This is a genomic window from Escherichia sp. TC-EC600-tetX4, assembly GCF_019356055.1.
In the GTDB taxonomy this organism is placed as follows: Bacteria; Pseudomonadota; Gammaproteobacteria; order Enterobacterales; family Enterobacteriaceae.
The window spans coordinates 2008872-2028415 of the sequence record NZ_CP079924.1 but is presented as its reverse complement, the minus strand read 5'-3'; the positions used below and the strand labels follow the sequence as shown (position 1 = coordinate 2028415).

The window sequence follows — 19544 nt, the reverse complement described above, 5'->3', positions numbered from 1 at the left end:
CATTATTTTTTACGTCGACGAATCCTCTTCCCGCTGTTTCGCCCCATATTTCCTTATCCGCATAGTATCAGGTGCGCTCCCCCTGCCTCACGTATATACTTTTGCTCTTTCGATATCATTCATATCAATATCATGCAAAAGAAATCAATTTACGTTGCCTACACGGGCGGGACCATCGGGATGCAGCGTTCCGAGCAGGGTTATATACCGGTGTCAGGTCATCTACAACGCCAACTGGCGCTGATGCCGGAATTCCATCGCCCGGAGATGCCAGATTTCACCATTCATGAATATACGCCGCTGATGGATTCTTCAGATATGACGCCGGAAGACTGGCAGCATATTGCTGAAGATATTAAAGCGCACTATGACGACTATGATGGTTTTGTCATTCTGCACGGCACCGACACGATGGCGTATACCGCCTCTGCGCTGTCGTTCATGCTCGAGAATCTCGGTAAACCGGTCATTGTGACAGGGTCACAAATCCCGCTGGCTGAGTTACGCTCTGACGGACAAATTAATCTGCTGAATGCGTTGTACGTTGCGGCGAATTATCCGATCAACGAAGTAACGCTCTTTTTCAATAACCGATTGTATCGCGGCAACCGCACTACCAAAGCCCATGCCGATGGTTTTGATGCGTTTGCCTCTCCAAACCTTCCTCCGTTACTGGAAGCAGGTATCCATATTCGTCGTTTGAATACGCCACCCGCCCCGCACGGTGAAGGGGAATTAATCGTTCATCCAATCACCCCACAACCAATTGGCGTAGTGACGATTTATCCAGGGATTTCTGCTGACGTCGTGCGCAATTTTCTGCGCCAACCGGTGAAAGCATTGATTCTGCGCTCCTATGGCGTGGGTAATGCGCCACAAAACAAAGCCTTCCTGCAGGAATTACAAGAAGCCAGCGATCGCGGTATTGTGGTGGTCAACCTGACACAATGTATGTCCGGTAAAGTGAACATGGGTGGTTATGCCACCGGTAACGCCCTCGCCCATGCCGGCGTAATTGGCGGTGCAGATATGACTGTAGAAGCCACGCTAACCAAACTGCATTACCTGCTTAGCCAGGAACTGGATACTGAAACCATTCGCAAGGCCATGAGCCAAAACCTGCGCGGCGAACTGACGCCGGATGATTAAGGAGACTGTAATGCCCCCTCGCGCCCTGTTACTGGTCGATTTACAAAATGATTTCTGTGCTGGTGGCGCGCTCGCCGTGCCGGAAGGTGACAGTACGGTGGATGTCGCTAACCGCCTGATTGACTGGTGCCAGTCGCGCGGTGAAGCGGTTATCGCCAGTCAGGACTGGCACCCGGCGAATCACGGCAGTTTTGCCAGTCAGCACGGTGTAGAGCCTTATACGCCAGGCCAACTCGACGGTTTGCCACAAACCTTCTGGCCAGATCACTGTGTGCAGAACAGTGAAGGCGCACAATTACATCCGTTACTGCACCAAAAAGCGATCGCAGCGGTGTTCCATAAAGGCGAAAATCCTTTAGTTGACAGTTACAGTGCCTTTTTTGATAACGGCCGTCGGCAGAAAACCTCTCTCGATGACTGGTTACGCGATCATGAAATCGATGAATTGATCGTTATGGGCCTGGCTACTGACTATTGCGTGAAGTTTACCGTGCTGGACGCGTTACAGTTAGGTTATAAGGTAAACGTGATTACCGATGGTTGTCGTGGCGTGAATATCCAGCCCCAGGACAGTGCGCACGCGTTTATGGAGATGTCAGCAGCTGGGGCAACGCTATATACGCTGGCAGACTGGGAAGAGACACAGGGGTAATTTTACGCTGGCCTACAATTCTGTACTGGCATTGTAGGCCAAATAAAACACGTCAGTGGCACATCTGGCAATTGATGCCATCAACGAAAGATTTAATTCACCTCAGAAATCTCTTCCAACGACACCTTCCGCGTTTCGATGCCAAAAATGGAGAGAACCAGCGCACAGAGCAATAACATAACACCAAGTACCATAAACACCGTGATCGACCCATAATGTGTTAATAATGCCGCAACGCCATAGGGCGTGAAGACTGCGACGATCCGTCCGACGGCATTAACGAAACCCGAACCGCGCAGGCGTAAATGCGTTGGCCAAAGCTCCGGGATATAAACCGCCGACGCGAAGCAAACATACATGTATAAAAAGAAGATCATCACCAGTCCATAGATTAAAATCGCCCACTCTGTAGTCTGAATTGAATAGATATAGCCTAACACGGCAATAATAATAAGTAAGGTGGAGCCAAATAACCGACGAGGAAAATGATCAATAATTAATGCCGCAATAAATATTCCTACCGGAGCGCCAATCATAATAACAGCGGTCATTAATATTGATTTATCGACATCAATGCCGGAGTTAACAAATATGGTCGGTATCCATACGGTGATGGTATAAAGCGAAATGTTCATTGCAATTAAAACAGTAATCGCGACTAATGTACGTCGTAACATTTCACCTTTAAACAGGAGCCAGAAAGTACCCTTGATTACTTTAACCTTGCTGTTGCTCTGATACGAAGTAAGCGGGGGTAAACGAATACTCTTCTCTCTTTCAATTTGCTGCTCTACTTCACGAAGTTGGCATTCTGCACCTGCGATTTGCCCTTTCCCTGCCAGCCATCGTGGCGACTCGATAAAGTATTTACCTGAGAGAAACCAGGCTAACAGTATGCCAATACCACCCAGCAGAAACATTATTCGCCAACTAAAAAAAGCGATAACCACCACGCCTATCGCCGCAGACAGCATGGGCGACCAGTTACCAACAAATGAGAGCCGCGCGGACCATTTTCCACGCACCGTCGCGGGGATAAACTCCGTAAATGAGGCATAGCCAACCATAATCAGCGCCCCCATTCCTGTTCCCATCAGGAAGCGAAAGAAGATGAGCCAGTACATATCAGGGACAAAAGCGGCCCCTGTTGCAGCAATACCGACGATGAGAAGATTTATGCGAAACGCCCTGCGCCGCCCAAAGTAGTCACCAATAAACCCACCAGTAAGTGAGCCGATGAAATAACCAAACATTAATGCCGAGGTAAAGGCGGCATTGAGGAAATTATTTGACCATCCATTGCTTACCAGCTTTGCTAAGACGACATTACCGGAGTAACTCAAAAACCCTGTTAATAACAGACTAAAGCTTATAATACCAAATATACGATAATGAAACCGGGCCAAAGGCAAGCGGTCCAGTCTTGCGCCAATTTGATCATATTGTTCCATTAGGTGCCTCGGATTTGCTAAAAAGGTAGCAATTGCGGCAAATTCACTTGCCGCATCTTTATCATCATTTTATTTCAAGGCGCAGGAACAAATAATATTGACAACGTGTGCTTAAATTACCACACCAGCTGGATATTATTGTCTTTGCAAAATGCTATCCACTCTGCACCCGGTGATTTATCAGTTATTATGTAATTAATATGACTAAAATCAGCTAACTGGACAAAAGCTTTGCGATCAAACTTAGAGTGATCAACCAATAACGCAACTTCTGTCGCCTGACGGATCATTGTCTTTTTGATTTCAGCTTCCGCTTCATTAGAGTCCAGCGCGCCGCTGTTAATATCAAGACCTTTACAACTCATTACCATGATATCGACATGATAGCGCCTGATGATCTCTTTAGTAATTCTTCCTTGCAGTGAAAGTGTATTTTTGTTTAGTTCCCCACCCGTTGAAACGACTTTAATTTCTGACTGAGCCAGAACATGAATCGCTTCCGCCGAGTTGGTTAGCAACGTCAGGCCACTACGGTCCTGTAACAATTTGAGCAATTCCATTACGGTACTACTGGAATCGGCTGCCATGGTGGTTTTATTGTCGATAAAGGGTAGTGCCTTGCGTGCAATAAGCTGCTTCTCTTCATAAAACGATGAAGCGCGCTTATAAAAATGGATATTCTCCGTCAACATCGCTGTATTTAAAACAGCACCACCATAGGTTCTGGTCAAAAAGCCTTCATCTTCCAGCTTCTCAAGATCGCGGCGAATGGTTTCTTCGGTTACCTGAAAAATCCCACTCAAATTTGAGACTGTCACCTTTTTATCGTTGGCAACCATTTGCTTAATTGCCTGAATCCTGTCTTTTGCCGCCACGATTACACCCCTGTATCTTTTTACATCACATTAGCGCGATTATCGCATAACCGATGTTTACTTTCAAAATAACCTGTTTGAATCACAGATTTTCATCACAGTTTTCACAGAAACAGAGGTGAATCGTGTTGAGTATTTAACGCTCCAGGGCCTCTGCCATTTCCCTCATCAATGTTGCGTCTGCATCCGATAAGTTGATATTCAGTGCCGCGACATTTTCGCGTACCTGTTCCGGTGCAGTAGCCCCACTAAGAATGGAGATTAAATCACTCTGTTTTAATATCCACGCCAGTGCCAGAGTGGGAATTGTGCACTGATAACGAGCACAAAGTGGCTGCCACTGTTCAAGCATATCAATCACTTTCAGCATGTTTTCACGCTGGAACCAGACTTTATTTGCCCGAGCGCCGCCCGGAACGTAATCACGAGTGATGGTGCCGGTCAACAATCCCTGCTCTAGCGGGGAATAAACCTGAACCACAATGCCATTATCACGACATAGTGGCAGCAGTTCGTTTTCCATTGCCCGGTCGAGGATACTGTATTTCGCCTGAATAATATCCAGTTCACCATATTGCAGATACTCGCGGATATGGTCAGCATCGACGTTAGCAGCGCCTATAGCGCGAATTTTCCCTTCAGACTTTAACTCATTAAGCACTGCGACAGTTTCAGCGATCGGCGTAAAAAATGGCGGCACCGACTGCCAGTGCGTCATGTAGATATCGATGTAATCAATACCCAGACGTTGCAAGCTCGCTGCTACCTCTTCGCGGATAGATTCCGGGGAAAGGTTTTTATACAACTGCCGATCGCCAACTTTGTTGAATAAACTTCCTTTTCGTTCCCAGACAATGCCGCATTTGGTTTCTACTACAACCTGTTCACGGGGCAGTTTTTTTAACGCCTGACCGACGATAACTTCACTATTGCCAAAGTTATATCCTGGCGCAGTATCAATCAGATTAATGCCACAACGATGGGCTTCAAGAATCGTATCAATACATATTTGCCGATCGAGATCGCCATTCCATGCAGGACCGCCGCCAATGGCCCATGTCCCCAACCCCATTCGCGAAAGCGTAATATCCGTTGTGCCTAAAGGTATCTTTTTCATTTGCCTTCATTATCCTTCGTATTCTTCCAGCAATTGTTCGACCAGCTTTCTGTTTTTTACGCCGGTGGTGGCACCGACGCTTAGAACCGAGATAGCCGCCGTTGCATTGGCAAAGCGTGCGCATTCACGCAGATTTTTGCCTTCTAACAGTGCCGCAATAAAACCTGAAGCAAAGTTATCGCCCGCGCCAATGGTGTCGATGGCGGTTATTCCTGCGACCGCCGGCACCTTCATCGTCATGTCACCACGCTTGATAAAGCAGCCGTCTTTACCCGTTTTAATCACCACCGTTTTTACGCCGCACGCAAGAAAGCAGTCAGCAATTTCATCCAGTGTCTCTTTCCCGGTGAGTAATTTTGCCTCGGCAAAATTAGGAAACAGATAATCGACATAACTCAATGCTTCGCAAATATCATCCAGCGTTTCATTCAACCGCGGTTTGATCATATCGGCACAGATAATCATCTGCCGGGCTTTAGCTTGCGTAAAAATTTCTGTTAGCGCTTTACCATCCAATAGTGGACTGTTGAAAATACTGGCCAGTGATAATAATTTCGCCTGAGAAAACCGCGCAAAATCAACATCGTCAATATTCAATTTCCACAGACTGCCATTACGGTTTGTGACAAACGTCCGCTCGCCATCCTCCGTCACCAGTCCAACGTTAATAGAGGTATCTATGCTGACGTCCTGCTTCAGGCTTTGAATATCAATATTCTCTTTGCGGCAATGGTCGAGAATAAATTGCCCTGCGGCATCTTTACCAATACGACTCATTAATGCTGTGCGATGGCCCAGACGAGAAATAATTGTTGCTTCATTTATTGCATCACCCCCGGTGGTCATTGCGATTCTTTCAAGAGGATAAGAATCCACATCAAAGATATTTTTACTGACCGGTTGCAATGGAATATCAACAATAGCGGCACCTATACAAATAACGTCGAGATTATCCATATCATTATTCCGCTTTGCCATCAGAACCGAACAGTTTAATTTTTTCCAATGCCCGTTCTTTTACAGCTTTACGTACTTCACGTTCTAAATGCAGGAAAGGCTGATCCTGGTTTTCTTTCACTGCAACCATTGCGGCCTGACAGAGCTCCGTATGAATGTTGATTTTCGCGATACCCAACGAAATTGCAGTTTTAATGTCGGCATCACTGATCCCCGATGCACCGTGCAAAACCAGCGGAACAGAAACGGCATCGCGTACGCGTTTGACGACCTCAAAGTTCAATTGTGGCTCTGACGTATAAACCCCATGCTGGTTGCCGATGGCGACAGCCAATGAATCACAGCCCGTACGTTCAACAAATTCAGCCGCCTGGTCAGGATCGGTATAGTGATAGCCCGCCAGCGCTTCCTCATAAACGGTTTCATTACCGACATGCCCTAATTCCGCCTCTACCGGAATACCCAGCGGATGGAAGAAATCGACAGCCTCTTTGGTTAAACGAATATTTTCTTCGAAATCAAACGCGGAAGCATCACGCATTAATGAATTCATACCATGAGTCCAGGCGTTATGAATAATCTCCATACTCCGACCATGATCCCAATGAGTTATTACCGGCACCGTTGCTTTTTGTGCCATTGATACCATCATGTGAGAGAAATCTTCAAATGAGGTGTTACCGACAAAACCTGTACCAAAAGAAATAATAACCGGGGATTTCGCTTCTTCGGCTGCGTCGATAACGCCCATCAACATTTCTGCATTCCATACGTTAAAATGGGCAATTGCATAATGTTTATTTGTGGCATCGTTTTCCCAATATCTGATATCTGCGAGCATGTTCTGTTCTCCCGTATTAATTAATCGCTAATTTTAATAACGCCTTTAATAATGTCGCGTTTGTTGTTAACTGACTCTTCAAATGTCTGTTGTACATCCCGATAATCGTAAATATGCGTCACCATCGATTTCACATCGAATCGCCCTGAAGAAATAGCTTCAATCGTGACCGGATAACGATTGGCATAGCGGAATACCGTCTGGATAGTGACTTCGCGATTGATTTTGAGGAAATTGATTGCCGAATCGCCGGGTACAGTACCAACAATCATAATTTTACCGCCGCGCATTACCAGATAAGGTGCCTGTTTAACGGTGACCGCAGAACCCGCTGTTTCGAAAACAATATCTGCGCCCATGTCTTCGGTAAATTGCTGACAGCGTGCAATAGTGTCTTCTTTTGCGCCGTTAATAACCACTGTCGCACCAAGCTGTTCCGCCATTGCCAGACGTTTTTCCAGCACATCAACGACGGCAATTTCCGTTGCTCCCAGGCATTTGCACGCTTGCAACGTCATCAAACCAATACAACCTGCTCCCAGAATAATTATCTTCTTACCCGGTTTAACATCTGCCAGCATCGCGGCATGCATCCCGACTGCGGCAGGCTCCACCAGCGCCCCTTCCATCGTGTCCATATTGTCGGGCAGTTTGTAAGTAAAGCTCTCCGGATGACACAGATAGTGCGTTAATGCGCCGCGGTAGTTGGGTTGTGTCGCCATAAAATCAACGTCCGGGCAGATGTTATATTTGCCTTCCAGACAGTAACGACAGTGACCGCAAGGAACGCCAGGTTCGATATTTACCCGATCCCCCGGTTTAAATTTGCGCACGCGGCTTCCCACAGCCACAACCGTCCCGGCGCATTCATGACCCAGGCCAATTTCTTGATTTGGGTCTTTAGGCGGAATAAACGGGCCTGATTCAAAACCATGTACATCTGAACCACAAATACCGACATATTCTACTTTAATCAAAACTTCATCTTCTTTAGGCACTGGTATTTCTGCTGAAATAATTTTCATTGTGCCCGGCACCTGCAATATTGCTTTTGAATTTTTCATTTTGAATCCACCCGTATTATTTATTGGCTACTGCATCAATACTTAAACTTTCAACGGAGACACCTTTGGTTTCGATTCCAATGGTGGCGATAGCAATTGCGACAATAATTGAAACCGCCCCCAGAAGAATAAAGACTCCCGTAACGCCATAACTACTGAGCAGCACTGCAACGGCATAAGGTGCGGCAATACCACTGATTCGCCCTACCGCATTCGCCAGACCGGAGCCACGGAGTTTGGCCTCTGTCGGCCAGATTTCAGGGACATACACTGCCGAGGCATAGCAAACGTACATATAGACGAAAGTAATCAGGAAGAAACCAATCAACGTTATGAGCAACATACTGGTTTGCAGTGAATAGATATATCCGAGCACCGCAATCAGGATTAATAGCCCCACACCCATTGTTTTACGCGGAATTTTATCCATCACCAGCATGGCAATAAAAATACCAAATGGCGCGCCAAACATACTCATGGTATTTAAAACAATCGAGTCTTTTAAATTAATCCCCTGGGTCATGAATATTGTTGGCAACCAGTTAATTAGTGTGTACTGCACAACGTTCATGGCAATCAGCACACAAGAGCCTAATATCACGCGTTTCAGTAATACTCCTGTCAGTAAGGCTGAATACGGCACCGCTTGTGGCGCTTTACCGTCATCAGCAATAACCACAGGCGGCAAAGGTTTACCCGTCTGGCGTATGACGCCTTCTTCTATACTCCGCATGACTTTCTCGGCTTCCTGATACCGTCCGCGCGATTCCAGCCAGCGCGGGGATTCAGGAAAGTAGCGCCAGGCCAGCGCCGTAGCGATAAGCGACAATATTGCAGGGATAAGCAGTTGTACCCGCCAGTTCCACTCTGCACTAATCAGCGGCGTGAGTCCCATCGCTATCAATGAACAGAGCGGATATGACCAGTTGCCAATAAAGGAAACCCGACTTGACCACGTTCCACGATTTCTACCGGGCATATATTCGGTGAAACCAGCAAACAGCGTAACCAGTAAAGCTCCCAGCCCAACTCCCATCACAAAACGGCAGGCAATAAGGAAATCCATATTCGGTGAGAAAGCACCGACAACCATCGAGGCAATATGAATGGCCTCATAGAGGATGAACGCATTTCTGCGACCGGTTTTGTCGCCAATGATGCCGCCCACCAGCGCACCGAGAAACATTCCGGCGGTCGTGATTGCTGAGAATGTGGCTGTGGTGGAATTATCTGTCCAGCCCAACGCTTTCAGCTGCGCGAGGATCAAGCCACCAACGGCATTACTCCAGCAGACAAGCAAGCCAAACGCGACGATGGCAAACATTGATGAATGCCAGCGGCAATCCGGTAAGCGATCCAGCCGTGCACCACAATGCGGTTTTGTTATCTGTTCCATGCGATAACGTTCCTTCAGGAGAGTGGTTATTCATCAAAGTCGTAAGTCATGATCACTTTGATTGCGGTTTTATCGACCATCGCATCAAACCCTTCGCGCCATTGCGACAGGCCGATACGATGCGTGATCATCGGTTTGACTTTGATAGCGCCGCTGGCTAATAGCCTGATAGCGTTACGCCATGAGGTGGAGTCATAGGCCATATGCCCAATGATGCTTTTGTTCCAGGCGGTAATGTCATTAATCGAGAAATCAAGAGGTTTGAAGCCCATTCCAACGCGTACCACTTCCCCGTTCGGGCGGAGCATTTCGATGGCTTGTTTCAGTGCGATATTGGCACCGGAGCATTCAATCACCAGTCCCAGATTGTCTTTGCCACAAATTTGCTGGCAGCGCGCCACCACATCTTCGGTAGAACCATTTACTACTGCCGTCGCACCCAGTTCTTTTGCAACCGGGAAGCGGACCGCCACATCTTCTTGCAGACCAACGACGACGATATTTACCGCCCCCATAATTCGCGCCATTTGTACGGAGAACAGCCCGAGTGGGCCAGTGCCGATGACGACCACATCCTGACCAGGAAGGAATTTCGATTGCTGCGCGATGGATTTGTAGGCATTACAGATAGGGTCAAGTACGGCTGCGTCCTCATAATCAACACCATCAGGGATTTCCCACAACGCATGACGATGAATTTTGAGAATTTCACCAGGAACCAGACAATATTTGGAAAAACCACCGCCCCAGGTATTATTATCCAGACCAAGGTTTACTTTTTCTGTACAACACAGAAAATCACCTTGTTCACAGGCCGGACAAACACCGCAAACGTGACCGCTGTTATCCGATACGACGCGTTGCCCCACTTTCCAGTCTTTGACTTTTTCACCAACCTGCGCAATACAACCTGCGAACTCATGGCCGCGGATAGAGTTAAACTCATCAGAACCGCTATCGACATTGTAGTGCTTCATGTCTGCGCCGCAGATTGCCGCGGCTTTAATTTCAATCACTACATCTTCCGGGCCACACATGGGTTGTGGGACATCAATCATCTTGTAGCCGCCAAAGGCCTTGCCAAACCGAGCCAGTGCTTTCATTGCGTCATCCTCTGTGTTTAGTTTTGCTTAGATGGCCATCATACTTACCCACATGATTTTTGAGGTCAACATTAAATCTGTAAAACACAGATAATGATCTGCGTTTTACAACTCAGATCACAATTACGCAGAAAATGGCTGGGTCTGTTACAGGTTGATGGAAGGCGGGGCGCAAAAAGAGCAAATTCGAGAGGGATTACCGGCCAAATAGGTCTGAGACTTAAGTTCAGGAGAAGTCATTCAGGTGTGAACGGGACGGCAAGAGATCGGACTGGGACTTAGCCAGGTCATGGCGAGATAATTGAGATGAGTCGTGGGGTCATTGTTGGCTATCCCCTTCATAGCCGAGGCAAAAAGGGGATGAACCACTTACTTAAACATGGCAATAGGCTTTGCTGAGATACCAAAATCTTCTTTTAACTGCTGTTTGCTCTTCATGACCATCTGACCATTTGTGTCAATTGTCATATGCTGTGCTTCGATATTATGGCGGGCTTGCCACAGCATCACCAGTTGCAGGCAGTTCTCTTTTTGTTCCTCGGTCAACGCAACGCCATCAGGCCATTTCCCCAGTTCAACGGCGGTCGACAAACGCTGGTATACCTCAGGCATCATGCTGTTGATAATGTCATCAAGATTCATAATTTTTCCGCTCCTGTGGAATAAGTTGCTGAATCGTTTTTTCAACCGTTGATTTCTTCGCCGTTTTCGCCATCGGTAAAGCGTAAAGAGGCAGAGTTAACACAATAACGTTCGCCCGTTGGCTGCGGCCCGTCGGGGAAGACATGCCCCAGATGGGCATCACAGTTACCGCAACGAATTTCTATGCGCTGCATTCCATGTGACAAGTCTTTGATATAACGAATGGATTCTTCACTTACCGGTTCGTAGAAACTGGGCCAGCCACAGCCGGAATCATACTTGGTTTGGGAATGAAACAGCGGGGCATCGCAGATCAAACAGTGATATACGCCGTCACGCTTGTTATGCAGTAAACGACCCGTAAATGGCGGCTCTGTCCCATGATTCTGCGTCACGTAAAACTGCATCTCGGACAAATTTTTTTTCAGTTCTTCTGCCGAAGGTTTATTAGCCATTTGCTCACATCTCACTTTAATCGTGCTCACATTACGTGACTGATTCTAACAAAACATTAACACCAACTGGCAAAATTTTGTCCTAAACTTGATCTCGACGAAATGGCTGCACCTAAATCGTGATGAAAATCACATTTTTATCGTAATTGCCCTTTAAAATTCGGGGCGCCGACCCCATGTGGTCTCAAGCCCAAAGGAAGAGTGAGGCGAGTCAGTCGCGTAATGCTTAGGCACAGGATTGATTTGTCGCAATGATTGACACGATTCCGCTTGACGCTGCGTAAGGTTTTTGTAATTTTACAGGCAACCTTTTATTCACTAACAAATAGCTGGTGGAATATATGACTATCAAAGTAGGTATCAACGGTTTTGGCCGTATCGGTCGCATTGTTTTCCGTGCTGCTCAGAAACGTTCTGACATCGAGATCGTTGCAATCAACGACCTGTTAGACGCTGATTACATGGCATACATGCTGAAATATGACTCCACTCACGGCCGTTTCGACGGTACCGTTGAAGTGAAAGACGGTCATCTGATCGTTAACGGTAAAAAAATCCGTGTTACCGCTGAACGTGATCCGGCTAACCTGAAATGGGACGAAGTTGGTGTTGACGTTGTCGCTGAAGCAACTGGTCTGTTCCTGACTGACGAAACTGCTCGTAAACACATCACCGCTGGTGCGAAGAAAGTGGTTATGACTGGTCCGTCTAAAGACAACACTCCGATGTTCGTTAAAGGCGCTAACTTCGACAAATATGCTGGCCAGGACATCGTTTCCAACGCTTCCTGCACCACCAACTGCCTGGCTCCGCTGGCTAAAGTTATCAACGATAACTTCGGCATCATCGAAGGTCTGATGACCACCGTTCACGCTACTACCGCTACTCAGAAAACCGTTGATGGCCCGTCTCACAAAGACTGGCGCGGCGGCCGCGGCGCTTCCCAGAACATCATCCCGTCCTCTACCGGTGCTGCTAAAGCTGTAGGTAAAGTACTGCCAGAACTGAATGGCAAACTGACTGGTATGGCGTTCCGCGTTCCGACCCCGAACGTATCTGTAGTTGACCTGACCGTTCGTCTGGAAAAAGCTGCAACTTACGAGCAGATCAAAGCTGCCGTTAAAGCTGCTGCTGAAGGCGAAATGAAAGGCGTTCTGGGCTACACCGAAGATGACGTAGTATCTACCGATTTCAACGGCGAAGTTTGCACTTCCGTGTTCGATGCTAAAGCTGGTATCGCTCTGAACGACAACTTCGTGAAACTGGTATCCTGGTACGACAACGAAACCGGTTACTCCAACAAAGTTCTGGACCTGATCGCTCACATCTCCAAATAAGTTGAGATGACACTGTGATCTAAAAAGAGCGACTTCGGTCGCTCTTTTTTTTACCTGATAAAATGAAGTTAAAGGACTGCGTCATGATTAAGAAAATTTTTGCCCTTCCGGTCATCGAACAAATCTCCCCTGTCCTCTCCCGTCGTAAACTGGATGAACTGGACCTCATTGTGGTCGATCATCCCCAGGTAAAAGCCTCTTTTGCATTACAGGGCGCACACCTTCTCTCGTGGAAACCTGCGGGTGAAGAAGAAGTTCTGTGGTTGAGCAACAACACACCGTTCAAAAATGGCGTCGCTATTCGCGGTGGCGTACCGGTTTGCTGGCCGTGGTTTGGTCCGGCGGCACAACAAGGTCTGCCTGCGCACGGTTTTGCCCGCAACCTGCCGTGGACGCTGAAATCACATCATGAAGATGCTGATGGCGTAGCGCTGACTTTTGAATTGACGCAAAGCGAAGAGACGAAAAAATTCTGGCCGCACGACTTTACGCTGTTAGCGCATTTCCGCGTGGGTAAAACTTGTGAAATCGATCTTGAATCACATGGCGAATTTGAAACCACCTCTGCCCTGCATACCTACTTTAACGTGGGTGATATCGCTAAGGTAAGCGTCAGTGGGCTGGGCGATCGCTTCATTGATAAAGTGAATGACGCGAAAGAAAATGTACTGACCGATGGTATTCAGACCTTCCCTGACCGTACCGATCGCGTGTATCTGAATCCACAAGATTGCAGCGTGATTAATGATGAAGCGCTGAATCGTATTATCGCCGTAGGCCACCAGCATCATCTGAACGTTGTCGGCTGGAACCCGGGACCGGCGCTTTCAATTAGCATGGGCGATATGCCGGATGATGGCTACAAAACATTTGTTTGTGTAGAAACGGCTTACGCTTCAGAAACGCAAAAAGTGACCAAAGAGAAACCTGCACATCTGGCGCAATCCATTCGCGTTGCGAAACGTTAATTTACGTTAATGTTGTGTGCCGGGTGCAATGCATCCGGCACACAACATCACACCATATCCAGCGCAGTTTTTCCTTTTGGTGCCGGATATGCCTTATCCAGCATAGCTAATTCCGCTGAAGAAAGTTCGACCTCAAGCACAGCCGCATTTTGTTGGACATGGGCAATCGTGGCCGCTTTTGGAATCGCCATCACACCCTGATGACTGATCACCCACGCCAACAATACTTGTGCCGCGCTGATATTGTGAGCATGTGCAATTTCGTTGACTACCGCGTTTTTTAACAGTCCATTGCGCAACCGCCCGGCCTGGGCTAACGGACTGTAAGCCATCACCGGCATCTGCTGTTGCTGGCACCAGGGGAGTAGATCGTACTCAATTCCTCGTGAACCGAGATGGTAAAGCACCTGATTAGTGGCACACTGATTTCCCCCCGGCAGCTGCCAGAGTTCCTGCATATCAGCATAATCAAGGTTAGAAACGCCCCAGCGGCGGATTTTTCCCTGGGCGATCAATTTTTCCATCGCTGCGACAGTCTCTTCAAAAGCGAAACTGCCAGACCAGTGTAATAAGTAAAGATCGAGATAATCAGTATTGAGACGGCGTAAACTGGCTTCGCATGCATTTATCGCTTTTTGCCCGCCAGCATTCCACGGATAGACTTTAGAGACGAGAAAGACCTTCTCTCGCAGACCGGTTAATGCTTCCCCAACCACCTTTTCGGCACCGCCATCGGCATACATTTCGGCGGTATCAATGAGGGTTAAACCGAGTTCAATGCCCGCGCGTAGTGCAGCAACTTCTGTTTTGCGCTGACTGGCATCTTCGCCCATATACCATGTTCCCTGCCCTACGGCTGGCAGTGAGACATCGCCACTAAATTGAATCATTTTTTGTTGCATTGTTTCCTCCCAGGTATTGCACCACCGTAATGCAAAACAGGGCGTGACGCCCTGTTTTTATGCACAAAATGCCCTGGAAAGATGCATTATCAGAATTTGTAGGTGATCCCGGTAGAAATCAGGCCAGTCCAGGATTTATCCACCATCGGGCTGTCAGTAACTTCATCAGACAGACGGGTGTAGCGTGCGGTACCGTAAACACTCCAGTCGCCGAGGAAGTTGTAGCTGGCGCTCAGCTCCAGGTAAGGGCTCCAGCTGTCGTTCGGGTTATAGCCACGCAGACCGCTGCGAGCGGACTCTTTGCGCGATACGCCATAATAGTATTCGTTCTGGTTTTCGCTGTTCCACTGCACACCAATACCCGGAGTCACGGTCAGGCCACCGTTGGTGTAACGATACAACCAGGCCATATCCCAGACGATGCCGTTGCTGTTATCCAGGGTATCGCCAGCCAGGGTGGTACGCAGGTAACCGTACTGGGTAAAGTGAGCATAAGACAGACCAGCCATCATGGTGCTCTTACGGTCATCCAGGTGACGCATTTGGTGATCGCCACTGTCTTTCGCTTTGAAGTAAAGCGGCGACCAGTAAGCGGTAATTGAAAGTTTATCCGTTGCGTCATTCCACAGGTAGTAACCACCACCTAAGCCACGGAACCAGAAGTTATCGCCTTCATAGTTGATTACCGGTACTGGGTAAACATCGGTATCGTAATCTTTATATGGGTGTTCAACGACACCTACGCCTGCGCCCAGGGAAAATTTACCTTCAGCGTGCGCTACGCCTGCAGACGTTGCGATAAGCACTCCAAGTGCCAGAAGTTTGAGTTTGGTCACAATTAATCATTCCTTAAACAAATGTTTAGCGGGCGACAAAGTTTACCCGTCAATACATCGAAACCCAACCTTTTTACGTTTTCATTTTTTAAAGTAACTGTTTAATTTTCCTGACGCGGATGACACCGCGCTTACAGCCAAATGAATTTAGCGTTACTGGCGAGCCTGGTCTTTACATTAATTATGCAAAATTTATGGATGAGTTGTTGATATGCCATTGAAATTAAGAAAGCCGTGCAGGCAAGTTTTCCATTTGCCATCTACGCTTAATTTTGAAGGTGTATCACCGGGCACGTTGTTCTCATCGTCGATAAAATGGCATGAGAGTTGCTGTGTTTTAGCAAGAGACGTCGTTCAGTTTACCTCTTCCGGGAGCCTCTACTATTCATATGAACGGCTCTTAACCTGTGCTAAAAAACGAAAGGACGGCATACCATGAATATATTCGATCACTATCGCCAGCGATATGAAGCTGCCAAGGACGAAGAGTTCACACTGCAGGAGTTTCTTACCACTTGTCGGCAAGATCGCAGTGCTTATGCCAACGCGGCTGAGCGGCTATTGATGGCTATCGGTGAGCCTGTCATGGTCGATACAGCCCAGGAACCCAGACTTTCTCGACTCTTTTCTAACCGGGTCATTGCACGTTATCCGGCGTTTGAAGAGTTTTACGGCATGGAAGACGCGATTGAACAGATTGTCTCTTATCTGAAACACGCGGCTCAGGGGCTGGAAGAGAAGAAACAAATCCTGTATCTGCTGGGGCCTGTGGGTGGGGGTAAATCATCGCTTGCTGAGCGACTGAAATCATTAATGCAGCTCGTACCGATTTATGTATTGAGCGCGAACGGTGAGCGTAGCCCGGTCAACGATCATCCGTTCTGTCTTTTCAATCCGCAGGAAGATGCGCAGATTCTGGAAAAAGAGTATGGCATTCCTCGCCGTTATCTCGGCACCATCATGTCGCCGTGGGCGGCAAAACGCCTGCATGAATTTGGTGGCGATATCACTAAGTTCCGGGTAGTGAAGGTCTGGCCGTCAATTCTGCAACAAATTGCTATCGCCAAAACGGAACCCGGCGATGAGAACAACCAGGACATCTCCGCGCTGGTTGGGAAAGTCGATATTCGTAAACTCGAACACTACGCGCAGAATGACCCGGACGCCTACGGCTATTCCGGTGCGCTGTGCCGCGCCAATCAGGGGATCATGGAATTCGTTGAGATGTTTAAAGCACCGATTAAAGTGCTGCATCCCTTGTTAACCGCCACTCAGGAAGGTAACTACAACGGGACGGAAGGTATCTCCGCCCTGCCGTTCAACGGGATTATTCTCGCACACTCGAACGAGTCCGAATGGGTCACTTTCCGTAATAACAAAAACAACGAAGCCTTCCTCGATCGTGTTTACATCGTGAAGGTGCCGTATTGCTTGCGCATTTCCGAAGAGATCAAAATCTACGAGAAATTGCTTAATCACAGTGAATTGACTCACGCCCCATGCGCCCCTGGCACGCTCGAAACACTGTCACGTTTTTCCATTCTTTCGCGCCTGAAAGAGCCAGAAAACTCCAGCATTTATTCAAAGATGCGGGTTTATGATGGCGAAAGTCTGAAAGACACCGATCCCAAAGCCAAGTCGTATCAGGAATATCGTGACTACGCCGGTGTCGATGAAGGGATGAACGGTCTGTCGACGCGTTTTGCGTTTAAGATCCTCTCCCGCGTGTTCAACTTCGATCATGTAGAAGTGGCAGCAAACCCGGTCCATCTGTTCTACGTCCTGGAACAGCAGATTGAGCGCGAGCAGTTCCCACAAGAGCAGGCAGAACGCTATCTGGAGTTCCTGAAAGGTTATCTGATCCCGAAATATGCCGAGTTTATCGGCAAAGAGATCCAGACGGCCTACCTTGAATCCTATTCCGAATATGGGCAAAACATTTTCGACCGTTATGTTACCTACGCGGATTTCTGGATTCAGGATCAGGAGTATCGCGATCCGGATACCGGGCAGCTGTTTGACCGCGAGTCTCTTAACGCCGAGCTGGAGAAAATCGAGAAACCGGCGGGGATCAGTAATCCAAAAGATTTCCGCAACGAGATTGTTAACTTCGTACTGCGCGCCAGAGCGAATAACAGCGGACGCAATCCGAACTGGACCAGCTATGAAAAACTGCGCACGGTCATCGAGAAGAAAATGTTCTCCAATACCGAGGAGCTGTTGCCGGTTATCTCGTTTAACGCCAAAACGTCAACCGACGAGCAGAAGAAACACGACGACTTTGTCGACCGTATGATGGAAAAAGGCTACACCCGTAAACAGGTGCGTTTACTGTGCGAATGGTATTTGCGCGTACGTAAATCGTCTTAACAACCCTGGCCCGGTACACATGTTACCGGGCCTACAACGACAGCGAACCGTGGGCCTGAGAAGCGGCAACACAGGCGTAGCATACAGTTGGCAAATGTAGTACGGGGGGCATATGACCTGGTTTATTGACCGGCGTCTGAACGGCAAAAACAAAAGCATGGTGAATCGCCAGCGTTTTTTACGCCGTTATAAAGCGCAAATTAAACAGTCGATCTCCGAGGCCATTAATAAGCGTTCGGTGACTGACGTCGACAGCGGCGAATCCGTATCCATTCCCACGGAAGATATTAGCGAACCGATGTTTCATCAGGGGCGTGGCGGTCTGCGCCACCGCGTGCATCCGGGCAATGACCATTTCGTCCAGAACGACCGAATTGAACGTCCCCAGGGTGGCGGCGGAGGTTCCGGCAGTGGTCAGGGCCAGGCCAGCCAGGATGGTGAAGGTCAGGATGAATTTGTCTTTCAGATTTCGAAAGATGAGTATCTTGATCTGCTCTTTGAAGATTTGGCCTTACCGAATCTGAAACAAAACCAACAACGCCAGCTGACCGAATATAAAACGCATCGGGCGGGTTATACCGCTAACGGCGTTCCGGCCAATATCAGCGTTGTGCGTTCATTGCAGAACTCACTGGCGCGACGCACAGCCATGACGGCAGGCAAGCGGCGGGAACTTCATGCACTGGAAGAGAATTTGGCCATCATCAGCAACAGTGAACCTGCGCAACTGCTGGAAGAGGAACGTCTGCGCAAAGAAATTGCAGAATTACGTGCCAAAATTGAACGCGTCCCTTTTATTGACACCTTCGATTTACGTTACAAGAACTACGAGAAGCGGCCCGATCCCTCCAGCCAGGCAGTGATGTTTTGCCTGATGGACGTTTCCGGTTCAATGGATCAATCCACTAAAGATATGGCTAAGCGTTTTTATATTCTGCTGTATCTGTTCCTCAGCAGAACGTATAAGAACGTGGAAGTCGTATACATCCGCCATCATACCCAGGCGAAAGAAGTCGATGAACATGAGTTTTTCTACTCGCAGGAAACAGGCGGCACCATTGTTTCCAGCGCCCTGAAACTGATGGATGAGGTAGTGAAAGAGCGTTATAACCCGGCACAGTGGAATATTTACGCTGCACAAGCATCGGACGGCGATAACTGGGCCGATGACTCTCCGCTTTGCCATGAAATCCTGGCGAAAAAATTATTACCTGTTGTTCGTTATTACAGCTATATCGAAATTACCCGTCGTGCACATCAGACATTGTGGCGAGAATATGAGCATCTGCAATCTACTTTCGACAACTTTGCGATGCAGCACATCCGCGACCAGGATGATATTTATCCGGTGTTCCGTGAACTGTTTCATAAACAAAATGCAACAGCTAAAGGCTAAAACTATCAGCCAGGTCATTATCGCCTGGCTGAT

18 protein-coding genes are annotated in these 19544 nt (G+C 48.0%); 6 read left to right on the top strand and 12 right to left on the bottom strand.

From position 1 onward, the window contains the following. Positions 1-132 precede the first annotated feature (132 nt). Both ansA and pncA read left to right on the top strand, forming a co-directional pair. Positions 133-1149 (top strand): asparaginase, encoded by a 1017-nt coding sequence (gene ansA / locus KXD89_RS09740; RefSeq protein ID WP_001170162.1) that lies wholly within the window; start codon positions 133-135, stop codon positions 1147-1149. 10 nt (positions 1150-1159) lie between these two features. Continuing rightward, positions 1160-1801: a bifunctional nicotinamidase/pyrazinamidase gene (gene pncA / locus KXD89_RS09735; protein WP_001135066.1), complete on the top strand. Its 642-nt coding sequence runs from the start codon at positions 1160-1162 to the stop codon at positions 1799-1801. A gap of 92 nt (positions 1802-1893) precedes the next feature. Here pncA and KXD89_RS09730 read toward each other — a convergent pair whose 3' ends face one another. The 10 genes from KXD89_RS09730 to msrB form a co-directional block, all read right to left on the bottom strand. Further along, positions 1894-3252 carry an MFS transporter gene (locus KXD89_RS09730; protein WP_000438807.1) on the bottom strand — a complete coding sequence of 453 codons (1359 nt, stop codon included), beginning with the start codon at positions 3250-3252 and terminating at the stop codon, positions 1894-1896. Positions 3253-3368: 116 nt separating this feature from the next. Then, a complete protein-coding gene (locus KXD89_RS09725; protein ID WP_000719096.1) occupies positions 3369-4127 on the bottom strand; it encodes a DeoR/GlpR family DNA-binding transcription regulator in 759 nt (252 codons plus the stop codon). A gap of 136 nt (positions 4128-4263) precedes the next feature. Further along, positions 4264-5244: an NADH-dependent methylglyoxal reductase gene (gene ydjG / locus KXD89_RS09720; RefSeq protein ID WP_000723710.1), complete on the bottom strand. Its 981-nt coding sequence runs from the start codon at positions 5242-5244 to the stop codon at positions 4264-4266. Between the two features lie 9 nt (positions 5245-5253). Further along, positions 5254-6201 (bottom strand): sugar kinase, encoded by a 948-nt coding sequence (locus KXD89_RS09715; RefSeq protein ID WP_000369231.1) that lies wholly within the window; start codon positions 6199-6201, stop codon positions 5254-5256. A gap of 4 nt (positions 6202-6205) precedes the next feature. Beyond that, a complete protein-coding gene (locus KXD89_RS09710) occupies positions 6206-7042 on the bottom strand; it encodes a ketose-bisphosphate aldolase (RefSeq protein ID WP_000878893.1) in 837 nt (278 codons plus the stop codon). Positions 7043-7062: 20 nt separating this feature from the next. Further along, the gene (locus KXD89_RS09705) at positions 7063-8106 is read right to left on the bottom strand and encodes an NAD(P)-dependent alcohol dehydrogenase (RefSeq protein ID WP_072647315.1); all 1044 of its coding nucleotides are present in this window, start codon (positions 8104-8106) and stop codon (positions 7063-7065) included. Between the two features lie 16 nt (positions 8107-8122). After that, on the bottom strand, positions 8123-9502 hold the full coding sequence (locus tag KXD89_RS09700) for an MFS transporter (protein ID WP_000435292.1): 1380 nt from the start codon (positions 9500-9502) through the stop codon (positions 8123-8125). A 26-nt stretch (positions 9503-9528) separates the two neighbouring features. Continuing rightward, complete coding sequence (locus tag KXD89_RS09695; RefSeq protein WP_000645221.1) at positions 9529-10605, bottom strand: zinc-binding dehydrogenase; 1077 nt, start codon at positions 10603-10605, stop codon at positions 9529-9531. 369 nt (positions 10606-10974) lie between these two features. After that, positions 10975-11247 (bottom strand): YeaC family protein, encoded by a 273-nt coding sequence (locus KXD89_RS09690; protein ID WP_001300415.1) that lies wholly within the window; start codon positions 11245-11247, stop codon positions 10975-10977. Between the two features lie 41 nt (positions 11248-11288). Continuing rightward, positions 11289-11702, bottom strand: coding sequence for a peptide-methionine (R)-S-oxide reductase MsrB (msrB, locus tag KXD89_RS09685; RefSeq protein ID WP_001284618.1), 414 nt, complete (start codon positions 11700-11702; stop codon positions 11289-11291). Between the two features lie 341 nt (positions 11703-12043). On the opposite strand from msrB, the gene gapA reads away from it, so the two are divergent. Then, positions 12044-13039, top strand: a complete 996-nt coding sequence (gene gapA / locus KXD89_RS09680) for a glyceraldehyde-3-phosphate dehydrogenase (RefSeq protein ID WP_000153502.1) — start codon at positions 12044-12046, stop codon at positions 13037-13039. An 83-nt stretch (positions 13040-13122) separates the two neighbouring features. After that, on the top strand, positions 13123-14007 hold the full coding sequence (locus KXD89_RS09675) for a D-hexose-6-phosphate mutarotase (protein ID WP_001335909.1): 885 nt from the start codon (positions 13123-13125) through the stop codon (positions 14005-14007). 47 nt (positions 14008-14054) lie between these two features. Here KXD89_RS09675 and yeaE read toward each other — a convergent pair whose 3' ends face one another. Both yeaE and mipA read right to left on the bottom strand, forming a co-directional pair. Beyond that, complete coding sequence (yeaE, locus tag KXD89_RS09670; RefSeq protein WP_001186371.1) at positions 14055-14909, bottom strand: methylglyoxal reductase YeaE; 855 nt, start codon at positions 14907-14909, stop codon at positions 14055-14057. 89 nt (positions 14910-14998) lie between these two features. After that, positions 14999-15745, bottom strand: a complete 747-nt coding sequence (gene mipA, locus KXD89_RS09665; protein ID WP_000163771.1) for a scaffolding protein MipA — start codon at positions 15743-15745, stop codon at positions 14999-15001. A 435-nt stretch (positions 15746-16180) separates the two neighbouring features. Between mipA and yeaG the strand changes: the two genes are divergently transcribed. After that, positions 16181-18115, top strand: coding sequence for a protein kinase YeaG (gene yeaG / locus KXD89_RS09660; protein WP_001019882.1), 1935 nt, complete (start codon positions 16181-16183; stop codon positions 18113-18115). Positions 18116-18227: 112 nt separating this feature from the next. Then, positions 18228-19511, top strand: a complete 1284-nt coding sequence (locus tag KXD89_RS09655) for a YeaH/YhbH family protein (RefSeq protein WP_000219687.1) — start codon at positions 18228-18230, stop codon at positions 19509-19511. Positions 19512-19544 lie beyond the last annotated feature (33 nt).